13 protein-coding genes and 1 tRNA gene are annotated in these 19,150 nt (G+C 46.2%); 8 read left to right on the forward strand and 6 right to left on the reverse strand.

The window, feature by feature from the left end:
• Window positions 1–42: 42 nt before the first annotated feature.
• From recQ to ACYVI9_RS08625, 3 genes are all read left to right on the forward strand, one after another.
• Window positions 43–2,214, forward strand: a complete 2,172-nt coding sequence (gene recQ / locus ACYVI9_RS08615) for a DNA helicase RecQ (RefSeq protein WP_460763378.1) — start codon at window positions 43–45, stop codon at window positions 2,212–2,214.
• Between the two features lie 181 nt (window positions 2,215–2,395).
• Window positions 2,396–3,934 carry a CotH kinase family protein gene (locus ACYVI9_RS08620; protein ID WP_460763380.1) on the forward strand — a complete coding sequence of 513 codons (1,539 nt, stop codon included), beginning with the start codon at window positions 2,396–2,398 and terminating at the stop codon, window positions 3,932–3,934.
• 75 nt (window positions 3,935–4,009) lie between these two features.
• Window positions 4,010–4,082: transfer RNA gene (locus ACYVI9_RS08625), tRNA-Phe, on the forward strand.
• Between the two features lie 278 nt (window positions 4,083–4,360).
• On the opposite strand, the gene mnmG is transcribed toward ACYVI9_RS08625, so the two are convergent.
• Together mnmG and ybeY are read right to left on the reverse strand one after the other, a co-directional pair.
• A complete protein-coding gene (gene mnmG / locus ACYVI9_RS08630) occupies window positions 4,361–6,229 on the reverse strand; it encodes a tRNA uridine-5-carboxymethylaminomethyl(34) synthesis enzyme MnmG (RefSeq protein ID WP_460763383.1) in 1,869 nt (622 codons plus the stop codon).
• 436 nt (window positions 6,230–6,665) lie between these two features.
• A complete protein-coding gene (ybeY, locus tag ACYVI9_RS08635) occupies window positions 6,666–7,112 on the reverse strand; it encodes an rRNA maturation RNase YbeY (RefSeq protein ID WP_460763386.1) in 447 nt (148 codons plus the stop codon).
• Window positions 7,113–7,163: 51 nt separating this feature from the next.
• Between ybeY and ACYVI9_RS08640 the strand changes: the two genes are divergently transcribed.
• Window positions 7,164–7,406 carry a FeoA family protein gene (locus tag ACYVI9_RS08640; RefSeq protein WP_460763388.1) on the forward strand — a complete coding sequence of 81 codons (243 nt, stop codon included), beginning with the start codon at window positions 7,164–7,166 and terminating at the stop codon, window positions 7,404–7,406.
• A gap of 84 nt (window positions 7,407–7,490) precedes the next feature.
• Window positions 7,491–8,063 (forward strand): nicotinate (nicotinamide) nucleotide adenylyltransferase, encoded by a 573-nt coding sequence (nadD, locus tag ACYVI9_RS08645; RefSeq protein WP_460763391.1) that lies wholly within the window; start codon window positions 7,491–7,493, stop codon window positions 8,061–8,063.
• Here nadD and ACYVI9_RS08650 read toward each other — a convergent pair.
• From ACYVI9_RS08650 to ACYVI9_RS08665, 4 genes are all read right to left on the reverse strand, one after another.
• A complete protein-coding gene (locus ACYVI9_RS08650) occupies window positions 8,051–9,259 on the reverse strand; it encodes a chromate transporter (protein ID WP_460764921.1) in 1,209 nt (402 codons plus the stop codon). The genes nadD and ACYVI9_RS08650 overlap by 13 nt on opposite strands.
• 103 nt (window positions 9,260–9,362) lie before the next feature.
• A complete protein-coding gene (locus ACYVI9_RS08655) occupies window positions 9,363–9,923 on the reverse strand; it encodes a DUF5715 family protein (protein ID WP_460763393.1) in 561 nt (186 codons plus the stop codon).
• 47 nt (window positions 9,924–9,970) lie between these two features.
• Window positions 9,971–10,726, reverse strand: coding sequence for a 3-oxoacyl-[acyl-carrier-protein] reductase (fabG, locus tag ACYVI9_RS08660; RefSeq protein ID WP_460763396.1), 756 nt, complete (start codon window positions 10,724–10,726; stop codon window positions 9,971–9,973).
• Window positions 10,727–10,896: 170 nt separating this feature from the next.
• A complete protein-coding gene (locus ACYVI9_RS08665; protein ID WP_460763398.1) occupies window positions 10,897–12,420 on the reverse strand; it encodes a GH3 auxin-responsive promoter family protein in 1,524 nt (507 codons plus the stop codon).
• Between the two features lie 197 nt (window positions 12,421–12,617).
• On the opposite strand from ACYVI9_RS08665, the gene ACYVI9_RS08670 reads away from it, so the two are divergent.
• The 3 genes from ACYVI9_RS08670 (at window position 12,618) to ACYVI9_RS08680 (ending at window position 19,147) form a co-directional block, all read left to right on the forward strand.
• A complete protein-coding gene (locus ACYVI9_RS08670) occupies window positions 12,618–14,186 on the forward strand; it encodes a glycerol-3-phosphate dehydrogenase/oxidase (protein WP_460763401.1) in 1,569 nt (522 codons plus the stop codon).
• Window positions 14,187–14,328: 142 nt separating this feature from the next.
• On the forward strand, window positions 14,329–17,571 hold the full coding sequence (locus tag ACYVI9_RS08675) for a SusC/RagA family TonB-linked outer membrane protein (RefSeq protein WP_460763403.1): 3,243 nt from the start codon (window positions 14,329–14,331) through the stop codon (window positions 17,569–17,571).
• Window positions 17,572–17,581: 10 nt separating this feature from the next.
• Window positions 17,582–19,147, forward strand: a complete 1,566-nt coding sequence (locus ACYVI9_RS08680) for a SusD/RagB family nutrient-binding outer membrane lipoprotein (RefSeq protein ID WP_460763406.1) — start codon at window positions 17,582–17,584, stop codon at window positions 19,145–19,147.
• The last annotated feature ends 3 nt before the right edge of the window (window positions 19,148–19,150 follow it).

Genomic DNA, 19,150 nt, shown 5'->3' on the forward strand with positions numbered 1-19,150 from the left:
GCTACGCAGAAGCCGAAAAATAAATTAGACTTACAAAAAGAATTGAAAGCCAATTTTGGTTTCAAACAGTTTAAGGGTAAGCAGGAAGCGATTATAGAATCTTTACTGGACGGGAATGATACGTTTGTGATTATGCCTACCGGTGGTGGAAAAAGTCTCTGTTATCAATTGCCCGCGGTGATATCCAAGGGGGTGGCGATCATCGTATCGCCGCTGATTGCCCTGATGAAGAATCAGGTGGATTTGGTCAGAGGGTATAATTCCAATGATGAAATTGCGCATTTTTTAAATTCCACGCTCAGTAAGAAGGAAATCAAGGAAGTGCAGGAAGACTTAGTGTCCGGAAAAACGAAGTTGTTGTACGTGGCGCCGGAGACCCTGACCAAACAGGAGAATCTTTCTTTTTTCAGTGAACTTGATATTTCTTTTTTTGCCGTAGATGAAGCCCATTGTATCAGCGAATGGGGTCATGATTTCCGGCCGGAATACCGGCGACTTCGTGAGATGATGGATCAGATCAACCCCAAAATACCGGTGATTGCCCTGACGGCTACTGCGACACCCAAAGTGCAAAGTGATATTGTAAAGAACCTGGATCTTCGTAATCCGAATATTTTTATATCTTCTTTTAACAGGGACAATCTTTATTATGAGATCATTCCTAAAATCAAGAAAAACCAGACCGATGAAAGCATCGTCCGGTTTATCAAAGGAATGAAGAATAAAAGCGGGATCATTTATACCCTGAACAGGAAAACTACCGAGGAACTGGCAGAAATCCTGGGGGCTAACGGTATTAAGGCGGTAGCTTACCATGCGGGACTGGACAGTAAATTGAGGGCCCGTCGGCAGGATGACTTTTTAAGCGAAGACGTTCAGGTAATTGTAGCTACGATTGCTTTTGGAATGGGTATCGACAAACCTGATATACGTTTTGTCATACATTATAATATTCCCAAATCCATTGAAAATTATTATCAGGAAACGGGTCGTGCCGGAAGAGATGGCCTCGAAGGAAAATGTATTTTGTATTATTCCCATAAAGATGTTAGCAAACTGGAGCATCTGATGCGGGACAAGCCTTTAAGTGAACGGGAAGTAGGAGCGCAGTTGATCAATGAAACCGTTGCTTATGCTGAAACAGGGGTCTGTCGGAGAAAAGTGATCCTTAGTTATTTTGGAGAGCATTATCTGGAAGAGAACTGTGGCAATTGCGATAATTGTAACCATCCTAAGGAAAAGATCGAAGCCAAGACGGAAGTACTGACGGTTTTGAAAGCCGTAAAGGAAATGGATGAGAAGTTTGCTACGGATTATCTGGTGAATATTCTGATTGGCAGGCCGACGCCACAGGTTAAAATGTTTCGTCATGAAAAACTGAAATCCTTTGGAGCAGGAAAACAGCGTGAACCTCATTTCTGGAACTCGCTTGTCCGACAGATGATTCTGGAAGGGTTGGTGCGCAAGGATATTGAAGAATATGGCGTATTAAAAATTGCAGATAAGGGCGCGGGATTTATTAAAAAGCCCGGATCTTTTCCCATTGTCCTCAATAACCGATTTGAAGAAGCAGTCGGAGATGACGAAGAAGGAATCGAGGCTGCTGCATCCGGCACTGCTACCGACGACCGGCTTTTTGAGATGCTGAAGGAATTGCGTCAGAAGCAGGCTAAGAAAGTAAATCTGGTACCCTGGGTAATCTTTTTGGAGACCTCACTCCAGGATATGGCAACAATGTATCCAACTACCCTGCAAGAATTAGAAAAATGTCAGGGGGTCAGTAGTGCAAAAGCAAGAAGATACGGAAAGCCATTTATCGAGCTAATTGCAAATTACGTGGCGGAACATCAGATTGAGAAGCCCGATGATTTTGTGATGAAGAGTGTGGTTAACAAAAGCGGTAATAAGGTGTATATCATTCAGCAAACGGATAAGAAAATTCCACTGGAGACCATAGCGAAGAATAAAGGCTGGAAATTGAATGAATTGCTCGAGGAAATGGAAACAATTGCCGCCAGCGGTACAAAGCTGAACCTGGGTTATGCTATAGATGAGATGTTAGATGATGAAGACCAGGATGAAATAATCGAGTATTTTAAAACCTGTGAAACTTCGGCGCTGGATGTGGCCCAAAAGGAACTGGCAGAATTTGATTTCAACTGGGAGCAGCTCAAAATAATGCGTATCCGTTTTTTAAGTGAATATGGAATGTAAGATCCTAACGAAAGACGGATAATTTTTAAAAGAGACGGTTTCCGGTAACGGTGATCGTCTTTTCTGTTTTAGATATTCTTTTTTCTTGTTTGTCCTTGAGTCTTAACTTTAACTACTAATGTATTTTCAGGGAAATCTCATTGGTGGATTGCCTGCGTCATTGTTCATTTAATCGAGTGTTATGAATTATAATTTGCTGACTTCCTTAAAACTAAGCCTGCTGATTGCTTTTTTTATTTTCGGGTGTAAAAAACAGTCTCCCGAAGACCAGGATTTATATCATCCGCAGCTCACTTCTTTTAAATTTAGCAATTTTAAGAACGATACACTTTTTTACGATATCAACGGTACGATAGAAGGCGACACCGTCTTTGTCAGATATTTTGCCGGGTTTGATCCAAAAGGGCTGGTGCCGGAATTTACTACGGTAGAAACTGAGACAGTAGAAGTAAACGGTGTCGTTCAGGAAAGCGGTAATACGGCTGTTGATTTTGCCGCAGTCACGCCCTATGTCTTAAAATTTAAAAATTCCAGTCATACCTTTTTTATTAAGTTCCAGGATCTGGGTGTGCCGGCTATTTATGTTTCTACGGGCGGGACACCCATATTAAACAAAGAGGATTATGTAACGGGGACCGTTAAAATTTATAGTGGGGTTCCCGGACAATTGCTTCATGAGGGTACCATGCGTATCCGGGGCCGGGGAAATTCTACCTGGAATATGCCCAAGAAACCCTATAAGATGAAACTCGATGAATCGGCGGCGCTCCTGGGTATGCCGGAGAACAAAGACTGGGCATTGATGGCCAACTATGCGGACCGGTCGCTGATGCGCAATGAAGTCGGGTTTGAAGTTAGCCGGCGGGTAGGGCTGGCTTATACGCCCCGGCAACGCTATGCTGATTTCTTTCTGAACAATAGTTATCAGGGAAATTATAATCTTGCAGAGCACCAGGAAACGGGGTCTGATAAAATCGATATTGATGAAGATAACGGGGGGTATTACCTGGAAGTGGATGGGTATGCGGGTTCTGAGCCGGTACATTTTTTTACCAATCATAATGTGCCGGTGACCGTCAAATTTCCTGATGAGGAGGAAATCAGTACGGATCAACTGAATTATATTTCAGGATATTTTCAGGATTTCGAAGACCGGCTGTTTAGCAATAATTTCAAAGATCCTAACGAGGGGTACCGGAAAATTCTGGATCTGCCATCTTTTATCAATTACTATCTGGCGAACGAAGTCTCCGGTAATCCGGACATGTTGTGGAGTATGAAAATGTATAAAAATTCCGGTACTGATCCCCTGCTCTATACCGGACCCGTTTGGGATTTTGATCTTGCTGTTAATAATGATAAAAGACTGGGTGATGCCCAGGAACTATTAATGCTGGATAAGGCCCACTTCGTCAGGGCCTGGATCGATAGACTGCGCGAGGATCCGGAACTGATGTTGCAGATACGGGAAAGGTGGAACCAGGTCAAGCCCACACTGGCCACTATTCCGGATTATGTGGATAGCCTGGCCCTTTCACTGCAGTTTAGTCAAAAACCCAATTTCATACGCTGGGATATTCTTTCGGAGCCCAATATTCATCTAAGCTGGTTCACCGGAAACAGTTTTGAAGAATATGTCGCCTTTTTAAGGGAATATTATAGTAAGCGACTGGTTTGGTTGGATCAGGTAATAAACAGCAGTGGTTATATTCCGGAGTAAGGGTAGAATTAAAATTCTTACTAAAACAGTACGGGTTTTAGCAAAAACCGCTATTTTTGCAGCCCGCTTTCAAATGGTGCGGTAGCTCAGTCGGTAGAGCAAAGGACTGAAAATCCTTGTGTCGCCGGTTCGATCCCGGCCCACACCACAGAAAAATAAGCAGTTACGATCATCGTAGCTGCTTTTCTTTTTTTGTTCCGGCCATCAATCATTTATTTGTTACCGAGCAGCTGCGGAACCAGGTCTGGTCAACGACCTGGAGCCGTAGCCAGTAGATTGAGTCGGGAAGCTTTCGCCCTGAATCAACCAAAAACATAAAAATGCCCAATTATTTACAAATTGGTCGATTTATACGGTTATTGACGGCCAAACCAAGGCATCATTTTTCAGAACCTGAAACTGATAGAATCATTGAGCGACCAGTTTCTAGCGACCCATATAAACCATCAATATCTGTATATCACTGGGATTGATTCCCGAGATACGGCTCGCCTGGCCCAGGGTCCTGGGTTGTATTTTAAATAACTTTTCGCGGGCCTCGTTCCCGAGGGAAGCCAGTCTGGAGTAATCAAAATTTTCCGGGATCGCCAGATTTTCCATTTCGCTCATCCGGGAGACTATTTCTTTTTCTTTTTCTATATAAGTGGCGTATTTAACCAGTATGGTGGCTTCCTGGATTTCTTCTGCATTAAAGGGGCTTAGGGCCTGGGCGATTCTGGGAACTGCGGCCGCCAATTGGTCCAGTTCAATGCCGGGACGTAATAAAATTTTCTCCACGCGTTGTTTTTCCGGGATGGGTGCGGAACCCTGCGTTGCCAGGTAAGGATTAATTTCGTCAGGTTGAAGCGCTATTTCCTTGATTACTGATCTAATATTGGCAATGTTTTCATTTTTCCGTCGAATTTGCTGCATTCTGTCCTCTTTTGCCAGACCCAATTGATAACTTATTGGCGTGAGCCGGGCATCGGCATTATCCTGACGGAGCAGGGTGCGGTATTCCGCTCTGGAAGTAAACATCCGATAAGGTTCTTCCGTTCCTTTATTAATAAGGTCATCAATAAGCACACCAATATAGGCTTCATTTCTTTTCAGAACCAAGGGCTGTTTTTCTGTTACAAACTGGTGCGCATTGATACCTGCCATCAATCCCTGGCAGGCGGCTTCTTCATACCCGGTGGTTCCGTTAATCTGACCAGCGAAAAAAAGGCCGGATATTAATTTTGTCTCCAGTGTATTCGAAAGTTGTGTGGGTGGAAAATAATCATATTCGATTGCATAACCGGGGCGGAACAGTCGCGCATTTTCAAATCCCGGGACCATACGTAGCGCTTTATACTGGACTTCTTCCGGCAAGGAAGTAGAAAAGCCGTTCACGTAAATTTCCACTGTATTCCACCCTTCAGGTTCAATAAATAATTGGTGACGATCTCTATCAGCAAAGCGATTGATCTTATCTTCTATACTGGGACAGTACCGGGGCCCTACGCCGTCTATCCTGCCCGCATACATAGGGCTTCGGTCAAATCCGGTCTTCAGAATTTGATGTACTTCCGGACTGGTATAGGTAATCCAGCAGCAACGTTGTTGGTTGGGCTGTATAAGGTCCAGTTTTTTATAGGAAAATCCGGTGATTTCAGTGTCGCCTTCCTGTATTTCCATCTTTGAATAGTCCAGACTTCGACCATCCACACGTGGTGGGGTGCCGGTTTTCAGTCGGTCACTTTCGAAGCCCAGTGCTACCAATTGTTCAGTAATACCGGTGGCTGCTTTCTCTGCGACCCGTCCGCCACCAAACTGTTTCTCTCCTATATGTATAATACCATTTAAGAAAGTTCCATTGGTCAGGACCACGGCGCGGGCTTTGATTTCGTGCCCCAAACCCGTGATCACGCCTGTGATACGCTTGTTTTTAATCAGTAAACCGCTGACCATGTCCTGGTAAAAGTCCAGACGGGGGGTTTGTTCCAGCATTTCGCGCCATTTAGCCGCAAAAAGCATCCGGTCGCTCTGCGCCCTGGGGCTCCACATTGCGGGACCCTTGGAGCGGTTTAACATCCGGAACTGTATCATCGAGAGGTCTGTGACTATTCCGGAATAGCCCCCCATGGCATCTATTTCCCGTACAATTTGCCCTTTTGCAATACCCCCCATGGCGGGATTACAGCTCATTTGTGCGATGGTTTGCATATTCATGGTCACCAACAGGGTCTTAGATCCCATATTGGCTGCTGCAGCCGCGGCCTCACAGCCCGCATGTCCGGCTCCTACAACAATTACATCATATTCTTCAAACATAGGCCGCAAAGATACTTAATGTCTGGAACTGAGATTCTGTCCGGCATGCGGATTGAATTTTTCTTGATGGACCCCAAGAGGCGAGCTCCCCTCATGGTTGGTGTTGGCATTTACTTGCGGAACGCTGTATTTCGGGTCTATCGGAGCTTTTCCGGCCTTTCTGCCGCTTTTGTTTAAGGAAGGCCAAGCTGGGGGGCGCTGTTCCACGTGAAACATTCGATTTTATGCGCTTCTGCGAAATAGTGCTGTCGTAAAGACCGCAGGTGTAATGGGATGGGCTTAACACAGGTATTATTGTGCAGGATATCAGGAAGGGTGCGTTCCACGTGAAACATTTATCTGTGTGCCCGAAAACGGGTTAAGGCGGACGCGGTTTGATTGCTGGGACTGGGCGGAATGCATTATTTCACGTGGAACAGTGTGGTCCATGCGTTATTTAGGATAAATCTATGAAGTAGGATGCTAGCCACTCCTCTTCCGCTGCCCTCATTTTTCGTTGATCCTTTACCGTCTTGTCTTTAAATCCCAGCAGGTGTAAGACGCCATGAAAAATAACGCGATGCAGTTCAATAGAGCGTCGTGCATTATGGAGCCTTGCATTTTCTTTAACCCGGTCTACACTAATATAGATATCAGAAATGAGTAAATCGGATCCTTTTTCGGACAGATCAAAAGTGATGATATCTGTATAGTAATCGTGATTCAGGTACTGTTGATTGATGGTTAAAAGCTGATCATCTGTACAAAATATGAAATTCAATAAAGCGCCTGATTTTCCTCCTGTTTTTAGTTCATTCGCTATAAATCTTTTCAGGCGCTTGCGATGGCCTAAGCTAATGGGATGTTGAAAATTAAAATGGATGGTACTATCGGGAGCGTTCATAATTTCAAATTTCGTAAACAAAACACAAAGAACAATACTTAGCTTTGTATAATGATTAAAGAACTGTTGTTATCAGATCTGGAACCGGGTAGGATTGCGACCATCGTTAAGTTTACGACGGAGGAGATTTTCCTGAAATTGATGGAAATGGGCTGTCTCCCGGGTGAAAAAATCGAAGTGGTTCAAAAGGCATTATTTAATGATCCCATGTCAGTATCCGTCGCCGGCTACCTGCTTAGCCTGCGCACCGAAGAAGCCCAGCATATTGTTGTAAAGGAAATGCGGGAGGGATAATCTCCTCCCTGAAATTTGTCGGATGCTGTTCACTGCAGGGGTCGGTGAACCTGGAAAGCTTTTTTGATCTTAATTGAAATTTCCATGAAAATCGGATTGTATTTTGGTTCTTTTAATCCCATTCACCATGCACATCTTATTATCGCCAGCCATGTGTTGAATGAAGGCTGCTGTGAGAAACTTTGGTTTATTGTGTCTCCGCAGAACCCGTTTAAGGAGACGCGTTCCCTGCTAAACGAAAACCAAAGACTATTTTTGGTTCGGCTGGCTATTGAAGCCGATCCCCGAATGCGGGCGCTGGATATTGAATTCAATCTGCCCCGCCCTTCCTATACGGCGGTGACCCTGGCCAGTCTGTCGGAAAAATATCCCGAACATGATTTTTCACTGATTATGGGCAGTGATAGTTTTCAGAATTTACATAAATGGCATAATACAGAATATATAATAAATAATTATAATATTAATATATATAAACGACCAGGATTTGATATTCTGGACGATTTTGGAGCGAAAATAAAGATTTTAAACGCGCCTCTTCTGGAACTTTCAGCCAGCACCATCCGCCAGTTGATCCGGGAAAAGAAATCAATAAGGTACCTGATGCCCGAAAATGTCATTGAGGAGATTGAAAAAGGCGGTTATTACAGGAAATAACCCATCAGCACACAGAGCGCAACGATCACCGGCGCCGGAAGCCGGGTGAGAATGAGTAATAATGAAGTCAACAGGACCACGATCATATTCAAGAAGCCCACCCTGCTGCCATCAAAAAGGCTGATATCTTTTAGAATGTACAATGTGGATCCGAACATGATGCCGAGCACGGCGGCGTTGATGCCTTCCAGGGAACGATAGATTACGGCATATTTTTTCAGCATATTCCATATAGGGAAAAAGAAAAGTACCAGAAGTGCGCTGGGCAGGAAAATGGCGACCATGCCTATCAGGCCGCCCAGGACCTGGGCACCCGGTCCGCGGTCTTTGAGCGCCAGTCCGCCGGAATAGGAGGCGATGGAAAAAACCGGTCCGGGCACTGCCCGTACAATGCCAATGCCGGTAAGCATGTCTTTTTTATTGATCTGTATGACATTGGGATTTTTATTGCGGACTGCCTCGGGCCGGACACTGAACTGTTCATACATAATGGGCATCAGAATATTGCCTCCTCCGAAAACCAGGGAACCCATCCGGTAGGTATTTTCAAACAAGCTGATGGGTTTGCGATCCGGCCAGTCGTTCTTACGGGCTGTTTCACTCAGGACCCCGGCGACAATAAAAATAATGGCAAAAAGCCAGATATTCCACCATCTGATTTTGCCGGGCCGGGCGGGAAGCTGGGGGATGCGTTTTCGACTCAGGTTGGTCGTCAATCCGCCCAGCAAAATCAAAAGCGGTGCGATATAAGGTTTACCGAAAAAAGCAAAAGTAGCCAGGGCGCAGACCAGTGCAATCATACCGGTAACCAGGTTTTTTACTGAATACGGGAGTGCCGCGAAACAGGCGAAAATTAAAAAGCCGGTGGCCATTGGCACGATATATTTCAATATATCGACATGTCGGCTGTTAGAGGAATCCAGGTATTCCACAAAAAACGAAAGTGCACACATAATCGTACAAGCCGGCAGGATCCAGACCAACAGGGTTAGAATACCGAGTAAGGGTCCTCCCCTTTTGAATCCGATCAGTGTCAGGGTCTGGGTGGAAGATGCACCGGGCAGCAATTGACAAAAGGCATTGTATTCCATCAGTTCCTGTTCTGTAATATACGGCGTCTTTTTGACAAAGGTTTTCATCACCATGGCCAGGTGCGCCTGTGGTCCCCCGAATGCGGTAATGCTGTGCAGAAACACGAGCTTCAAAAAATGTAAATGGCGGAGCAGCATGAAAGCTAAAGCATATGATTAAAGATAATCGATTCAGCTTAAACAAATGAAAAGATTCCAGATGAACCCGCTACCGCACCGTCACATGAAAACATTTTTCACGGTATTCCTTAATATAATGGATTTTTCCGGCGCGCTGAAATTCATTGAGAATTTTCTGCAGCAATTGCTCCATTCGGGGATTCGGCGCCTTGTACCGGTTGAAGCGGATATAAGAAAGGTCAAATGAGACGCCATAATTATGAGAACTCAGCTTGGTGGTAACCGCGTTGCTGTTTACCCGGGCCAGCCTTTTCTGATCATAGAGGCTGCGGGTAACCGAAGTCACGGTAAATGTTTTCTTTTTGCTTCTGTTGTAGAACTGAATCCCAATATCGCGGAGTACCCGACTGGCCCTGGGAGACAGATAGGGTTTACTGTAGGTGAGTTTGGCAATGGTATACCCCCGCGCAGCAGCAATCCGCACCAGCTTTTTTTTGCTATGGAGCGATTTTAAATGGGTGTAGTTTTTGATCGGGGGAATACCTGAAGCGCGCGCGGCCCTCAGGTGCAGGTCATACTTTGATTGTGCAAAGACGGAACCGGAAAATAACAATAAAACAGTAAAAAATACAAGTCTGAATCTGTTCATTACAATGTATACGGATGCTGCCACCGGAGCGGGGTCATCCGGCTTTTCTAAATATTAAGCCCCCCACAGGCGCTGATGGTCTGACCGGTAATATAATTTCCGAGATCGGAAGCCAAAAACAGGGCGACATTGGCGATATCCTCTGCCTTTGCAAAACGCCCCAGCGGAATATCTGCCAGATAATTGGCGGCACCCTCGCCTTCATTTAAATAATGGGTCATATCCGTTTCCACAAAACCGGGAGCAATAGCATTGCATCGGATATTGCGGCTACCTAATTCTTTGGCCATCGTTTTTGTAAATCCGATAATGCCGGCCTTGCTCGCTGCATAGCTGGCCTGACCTGCATTACCCATAACGCCGATTACAGAACTCATGTTAATGATGCTGCCGCTGCGGGCTTTCATCATGGGCCGGATCACCTGCTTGGTCATATAAAAGACACTATTCAGGTTGGTATTCAGCACCTCGTTCCACTGTTCCACCGTCATGCGCAGCAACAAATTATCTTTTGAAATGCCTGCATTATTGACACAAATATCAATGCTGCCAAAAGTCTTGAGTACATCATTGACAAAGCTTTCACATTGCGCGTAGTCACCGGCATTGCTCTGGTATGCTTTGGCGCGCACCCCCATATCCGTCAACCGCTGCTCCAGGGCCGCAGCCTTTGGCGCGCTGCCGTCACTGACATAGGTAAATGCCAGGTCTGCTCCCTGTTCGGCAAATTTGACGGCAATAGCCTCACCGATACCTCTGGCGGCGCCGGTTACAATTGCAACTTTATTTTCAAGCAATTTCATGTCTAAAGAAGGTTTAGGTGGCCACAAAATAAGGTTTATTCCTTTTGCAGCCATAATAACCTGTGAATATTCATGATATTCATAAAATTAGAAAACTTTCTTCACCGGATATCGAAAAACAGACGCGTTTTCCCCGATCGTTGGTTGCCTGTGAAAGGATGCCGGGAAAATCAGCCCCTCGTCTCCGGGGAACTGAGGTCGAGGATTTCCTCCACAAATTTTCGGTCATTATTCAGCCGGGGCACTTTATGCTGACCGCCCAGTTTGCCCTTTAATTGCAGCCATTTATTAAAGCTGCCTTTTGGCAACGGACGAACCATTGGCAGGCGCAGCGCAATATCCCGGTATCTTTTGGCTTCATAGTCGCTGTTCTGGTGTTGCAGTGAGGTATCAAGCTCCCGCACAAAAAGTTCCAGATCCTCAGGAAGTTTTTCAAATTCGATCAGCCATTCATGCGCTCCGTTGTCGTTTTGTGAGAAATACACAGGTGCTGCCGTATAATCATTCACGATGGCTCCGGTATTGTTGGCCGCTTCACTGATCGCCTTATCGCTGTTATCGACAATCAATTCTTCTCCAAAAGCATTGATAAAATGTTTTACCCGGCCACTGACGATAATCTTAAAGGGATCCAGACTGACAAATTTTATGGTATCACCCAACAAATAGCGCCAGAGGCCGCCATTGGTACTGATCACCAAGGCGTAATTGGTATCCAGCTCGACATCTTTCAGTCCGATGGTCTGGGGCATATCCTTACCGTATTCACTCATGGGCATAAATTCCATGAAAATTCCATGATCGGTAAACAAGAGCATGCCATCCTCGCCGGGTTTCTCATTGGCTGCAAAAAAACCCTCGCTGGCGTTATAGGTTTCCAGATAGTAGATGGGTTTGCCAATTATCCGGGCGAACTGCTCCCTATAGGGACCAAAAGCAACACCGCCATGCATGTATAATTCCAGCGAAGGCCATATTTCTGAAATTGAATCTTTGCCGGTTATTTCCAGGAGACGTTTGAACAGTACCAGGGTCCAGGTCGGCACGCCGCTGATGGAAGTCACGTTTTCATTCAGGGTTTGCCGGGCCATTTTTTCCAGTTTGGTTTCCCATTCATCCATAAGGGCGATTTCCAGGGTTGGTGTCCGCAGCCAATGACCCCAGAAAGGACTGTTCTGCAAAAGCACCGCGCTCAGATCACCGTACTGCGCCGCTTCATTCAGGGGATTTATCGTATGGCTACCGCCGAGCACCAGTCCCTTTCCGGTAAGCATGGTACTGTTGGGATGGTGGGTATAGTACATGGTTAATACATCCTTGGCCGCTTTATAGTGACCATCTTCCATGCTCTCTTCGCTGACCGGAATAAATTTGCTTTTATCGCTGGTTGTACCGCTGCTTTTGGCAAACCAGGATACCGGACTGTTCCACAAAAGATGCTGTTCTCCCGCCATCGTTCTGTCGATATAGGGCTTGAGATCTTCATACTGGCTGATAGGCACCGCTTTTTTAAAATCGCGGATATTGAAAATTTTGCTGAACCCGTATTTCCTTCCGAATTCCGTGTATTGTGCGGAAGTGACCAGATTTTGAATGACTTCCCGCTGGGAATCTATCGGATGGCTGCGCCAGGCCTCTATGCGCCAGTAACGCATTCTTGCGAGTGAGGATATAGCGGGACTTAATAAGGCCATGGCATCGCAATATTAACACAAAACCTTCAAAAATAATGGTTGAAAACTGCCGCTGCCGGCCTTCGAAGCCTATGAAACTTTTGATTACTTTCGATTTGAAAAAAATTTCCTTGTTTTTAATAAAAAAACAAGGTTTTTAAACTTATTTGTTATATTTGGTTTCAAATACCACCTAAAACGAACCAAACAGAAAGCGCATGCAAGTACTGTTGAACCGGGATTCTGCCATAGAAAGTCTTCGTCAGCAAAACCAATGGGACCTGTTGGTGATTGGCGGCGGTGCTACAGGGCTTGGCGTGGCTTTGGACGCGGTTTCCAGAGGATATAAGACTTTGCTGGTAGAGCAATCTGACTTTGCTAAGGGTACTTCGAGCAGAAGCACCAAACTGGTACATGGCGGCGTCCGGTATCTGGCACAGGGTGATTTGAAACTGGTTCGCGAGGCCTGTATTGAACGGGGTCTGTTGCAGAAAAATGCGCCTCATCTCGTAAAAAACCAGACTTTTATTATTCCTGTTTATAAATTCTGGGACCAGGTAAAATATACCATCGGCCTGAAGTTCTACGATTGGATTGCCGGTAAGCTGTCTCTCGGTAAATCTGTTTTCATTAAGAAAGACCAGACATTGCAAGCCTTGCCGGGAATTAAGACCCGGGGCTTGATCGGTGGGGTCCTGTATCATGACGGACAGTTTGATGATTCCAGGCTGGCCATCAACCTGGCACAAAGCATTGCCAAGCAGGGTGGCTGCACGCTGAACTATGCACGCGTAACAGACTTGCTAAAGGATGTGCATCAGAAAATATGTGGCGCCCGGATACTGGATACGGAATCAGGCAACACCTATGAAATCAATGCCCGGGCTGTAGTCAATGCCACCGGCGTTTTTGTGGACGGGATACTGAAAATGGATGATCCCCAGGCAGAACCTTCGGTAATCGCCAGCCAGGGAATTCATATTGTAGTAGACCGGAAGTTCTACCCTTCCAAACATGCGCTGATGATCCCCCAGACCAGCGATGGTCGGGTATTGTTTGCCGTACCCTGGCACAATGAAGTGGTCATCGGAACAACGGATACGCCTGTAGGTAATCCCAGCATGGAGCCGCGTCCCCTGGAAAAGGAAATAGAATTTGTATTGAGTACTGCCGGTGCTTATATGACCCGACCTCCTGCACGCGAGGATGTACTCAGTGTATTTGCCGGTCTGCGACCGTTGGCAGCGCCAGACAAAGACTCCCAGAAAACCAAGGAAATTTCCAGGAGTCACAAAATCATGAAATCGCCCTCCAATCTGTTTACGATCATCGGAGGTAAATGGACCACGTTCCGGAAAATGGGCGAAGATATGGTCACAGAAGTGGAACGGCAACTCAGCTGGAAGCCACAAGTACCTCAGACGGCTTCGGAACATATACATGGTTTTACCACAGAGATCAACTGGGACGATCCCCTGTATTATTATGGAAGTGATCTGGCAGCCATAAAAAACCGGATGAATGGTTCTGCAGACCAGTGGATCAGCAAGCATCTCAAGATTCATGAACAGCAGGTACGCTGGGCGGTGGAAAATGAAATGGCCAGGACGGTAGAAGATTTTCTGGCCAGAAGAACCAGGGCGCTGTTGCTGGATGCACGGGAAAGTATAAAAATTGCGCCTGGAATTGCTGCAATTATGGCTGAATGCCTGGGAAAAGATAACGATTGGATAAAAGCACAGCTTAAGGATTATACCGAGCTCGCACAACAGTATATTTTGAGCTGATGTAGAAACGATTGCGCTCGAGTCGGTAAAGCAGGGATTAAGTTTTTATTATTAAAAGTTGAAATAATTATTACTAATTGCCGGACGGTAAATAGGAACTATTATAAATACTTTTTTTGCACATTTAATAAATAAACCAATAATGAGCAGATCATTACATGTCACAGTACTCAAACGCTGCGTATTGTTTCTACTACTCCTGACTTCAATAGTCACGGGCCTTCAGGCGCAACAGAGAAATATCAGGGGTGTAGTCGTCAATCAGGCGGACGACAAACCATTGGCCAATATCAGCGTCCTGGTGGATGGTAGCTCCCGCGGTGGTATCACTGATGAAAAAGGCGCATTTTCGATAATGGCCGCTTCGGGAGAAACCCTCGTTTTTTCGGGCGTGGGTTACGATATTAAAAGAGTAAAAGTTCAGAAATCCAACACCCTGACTGTGGAAATGGTTTCCAATGAAGTGGAACTGGAGAACGTCGTTGTGACAGCCCTGGGCATTAAAAGAGATGAAAAGTCGCTCGGATATGCCGTTACCAAAATTGACAGTTCCCAGCTGACTGATGCGGTAGCCACCAACTGGACCGATGCCCTGTCGGGCAAGGTGGCCGGTCTAAATATGATCCGTTCCGGATCAGGCCCCGCCGGATCCAATAAGATTATTCTAAGGGGTGAAAACAATCTCACCGGCGAAAACGAAGCCCTGATTGTGGTAGATGGTGTGGTCATCAGCAACAGCAGCGGCCGGCGCTCCGCCAATTCTTCCGATAATGTATATGCAACAGGTAGTGATAACCTGCCGGCGGATTATGGCAGCTCAATGAATGATATTAACCCTCAGGATATCGAAAGCGTTTCTGTATTGAAAGGTCCTGCAGCAGCGGCGCTCTATGGTCAACGGGGGGCCAATGGTGCAATTATTATTACGACAAAATCAGGAAACGCCAAAAAAAGCGGTCATTTTGATATCAAGTATTCGCTGAATGGTTATATGGAGACCATCAACCGGTATCCAGATCTGCAATACGAATACGGACAGGGACTGGGCGGCGCAGAGTATTATTCTTATGGCACCGGACCAGACGGATCCAGCACCAGTGGGACCTCCTCCGCATACGGCCCCCGGTTTAATGGTCAGATGTTTTATCAGTATGATCCGATTACCCAGAAACAGGGAATCGAAAGAACCCCCTGGGTGCCCTATGATAATATCAACGATTTCTGGGACAAGGGTAAGAACCTGACCCATAACCTGAGTATCGGCGGAAAGATCGGCCGTACCAATTTGCGGATTTCCCTGGCCACCCAGGATAACAAGTGGATTATTCCCAACACAGGCTTTGACAGAAAATCGGCTTCTTTGACCACGTCTACTGATATCACCAAGAAGCTCAAGTTATCTACAAAGGTCAACTACGGGTACAGAAGCAGTGATAACCTGCCGGCTGCCGGATACGGCAACCAATCGTTAATGTATTGGTATATATTCTGGCAGCCCAACGCAGATTATAACTGGTTGAGAAATTACTGGCAGGTGGATAGTAACTATAAAAAGATCGAATATCCCTATAGCACCTATCCGGAGAACCCCTTTGCCATCGTCAATGAATTTTTAAACAAAACCAAACGGCATAATGTAACCGGGTCGGTACGCTTTAATTATCAGGTCACGAAAGAATTAAGCCTGATGTTACGGGGTAATATGGACTGGTCCAAAGACAATCGCGAACAGGACCGACCATTCGATGCCGGCTCCAGACTGCCCTTCGGTTCCGTACGTAAGCAGGATGTCCGGGCGCGTGAAATAAGCTATGATTTCCTTGCGATGTACAAAAAAGACCTTTCTGAAGATTTCAAACTGGGGGTTTCGCTGGGCGGCAGTCAGCTGAAAAATAATTACAATAAATCGGATATTCGTGCTGACGGATTAATCTATCCCGGTGAATACGACCCCAATAGAGATATTTATCCGGAAATTTATGATTTCAGCAATAACTTATACGGGCTGGTCTACCTACCGGATACCAGTCAATATCAGATCAACAGTTTATATGGTATCGTCAACCTTTCCTACAAAGATTATCTTTTTGCAGAACTCACCGGACGACAGGACTGGAATAGCGTACTGGCAACCAAAGAGCGGACCGACAATGTGGGTTTTTTCTATCCCTCATTGAATACCAGTTTTATACTTTCTGAAGTAGCTGAGCTGCCTCGGGCGATCAGTTATGCCAAATTGCGGGCTTCTGTGGCGATGGTGGGTAGCGGCAGTACGACCCCGTATCGCACCGCCTACGCCTATTCGCTGGCCAATAGCGGCATTTTTCCGGACAGCGCGCTGGCAGCTCCCAGAACCCTGCCCAATGAAAATTTAAAACCTTTGTTGACGACGACTTTTGAACTGGGTGCCGAACTGCAGTTCTTTAAAAGTCGTATGGGCCTGGATCTGGCGGTGTACTGGGGCAATACCAAAAACCAGATACTGACCCGTACCCTGGACCGCTCTTCGGGTTATGATGCCGCAGTGATCAATGCGGGTAAAGTGAAAAACACCGGAATTGAACTGGCGCTGAATGGCAAGCCGCTGGTGCGTAAAAACGGCTTTAACTGGAGTACCTACGCTACTTTTGCCTATAACAAAAATATCATCGTTTCCATGCCGGACTCTTCCGTTCTCTTGCGTTCGGGTCAAATCGCCAGCGGCCAGATCGTGGCTGCGGTCGGTGGTAGTATGGGTGATCTGTATGGGCTGGGTTACCAAAGAGCACCCGACGGCCAGATCATATTTGACTCTGCATCCGGCTTACCCAAAGTCACAGAAAACATTATATATCTGGGCAATACGGTTCCGAAGCTGAAGTTCAGCTGGGGTAACAATTTTAGTTATAAAAGAATCAGCCTGAAAGTACTCTTTGATGCGCAGGTGGGTGCCGTGGCCTATTCCCTGATGAACTACAAAATGGTAGAACAGGGCAAATTAAAATCGACGCTTCCCGGCCGCTATAATGGTATTATCGGAAACGGTGTGACCCAGAATCCCGATGGTAGCTTCCGGAAGAATGATGTAGTGGCCTACGATATCGACGATTATTATCGATACAATATGGGCTCCTACAATGCGGAAGGAAGTACCTTTAGTACCGACTTTATTAAATTCAGAGAAGCTTCCCTGGGGTACTCTTTCCAACCCCGGATGCTCAAAAAACTGCATCTGAAATCGGCCATGATCAGTGTTTACGGAAGAGACCTGTTTATCTGGTCTCCCTGGCCAATGTTCGATCCGGAGTTCGGTACCCTGAGCGGAACGGATATTGTCCGTGGTTTTGAGACGGGTCAGTTCCCTTCCACCCGAAGTCTTGGTTTTAATTTATCTATTGGATTTTAATATTATTATAATGAGAAAGCAAGTTTTTTTCGCAGGTATCTCACTGTTGCTGGCGGCATCATTTTTCTCCTGTAAAAAAGGGTTTGAAGAAATGAATGTTGATCCCATCAATATTTTGCATACCACTTCAGATAAATTACTGGCACCCGCATTGCGAAACGGGATCTGGCCGGGGATGACGCGGAATCGATCGTTAAACAATGAACTCATGCAGGTGACGGTGAGTATCAGCGATGGCGATAATACCGTTTTCCGTTATGCTTTTCGGTCTACTATTTCCGACTATTTATGGAATGCCTGGTACGTACAGTTAACCAATTTTGATCAGGTCGACAGCCTGTCCAGTATTGAGGGTCAGATCAATACTTCCTATCAGGGCATTGCCCGGATTTGTAAGGCCTGGATGTATTCCATGCTGACGGATACTTACGGCGATGTACCCTATTTTGAATCCCTGGAAGGGCAGCATGGCAATGTACAGCCGGCTTTTGACACCCAAAAGGATATTTATCTGGACCTTTTCGACCAATTGGAGCAGGCCAATCAGCTCCTGACCAGCAATCAGGCCATCGTAGAATCCAGCGATCCGGTATACCATGGCGATATTGCCAAATGGCGGAAATTTGGAAATTCGCTGTACCTGCGCCTGCTGCTGCGGATCTCAGGCAAATCTGAAGTGCAGGATCTCTGTATTCAGAAAATTAAAGAAATTGCCGAAAATCCGGATCAATACCCCATCATGCAAAGCAATGAGGATTGTGCGCGGATCTATTGGACCGGCGAAACCAGCACAACAGATCCCTATACTTCTCCCTACGTGGCGGGTATCCGGGTACAGGATTTCCGTTCCCCGGCCATCTGTAGTTTCTTCCTGGATTATCTGATCGCCTGGTCTGACCCCCGCTATGTCTCTTCCAAACCTTACGGATCGGGTTCTATTGGTCGTTTCGGAATTGCCCAGGCCTCAGGAGGCGGTTGGTACGGCGTAGCAAGTGGCTACCTGGTGGGTCAGGGTGATCCTAAAGGTTGTTATTTCCAGAGTTACGATAATGCCAGTACCGGAAAGACCTGGTCACTACAGCAAAACGAAAGGACCGGCATTATCATGCAGTACGCAGAATTGCAATTTATTCTGGCTGAAGCGGTAGTCAAAGGCTGGATAACGGGGGACGCCCAGACCTATTTTAACCAGGGCATTGCCTCGGCGATCAATTACTGGGTTCCCGACTTCCCTGAATCTACCACAGAAGAAGATTTTATTACGCACCTGGAAAACCTGGGAGCCGCCAGTGTGATCTGGGACGATGCACTCCCGGAAGAAAATAAACTGGAACTGATCATGTTACAGAAATATTACGCCCTGTTTATGACCGACCTGCAACAGTGGTTTGAGTACCGCCGGACAGGCTATCCTGTATTACCCAAGGGGCCCGGCCTGCAGAATAAGGGCGTGATGCCCGCCCGTTTGGTCTATCCGGTATACGTTCAATCAGCCAACCCCAACAATTATAAAACCGCAGTGGCCCACCAGGGTGCCGACCAGATTTCCACCAATGTCTGGTGGCAAAAGCCCTAATTC

The organism is Niabella terrae (assembly GCF_054783135.1).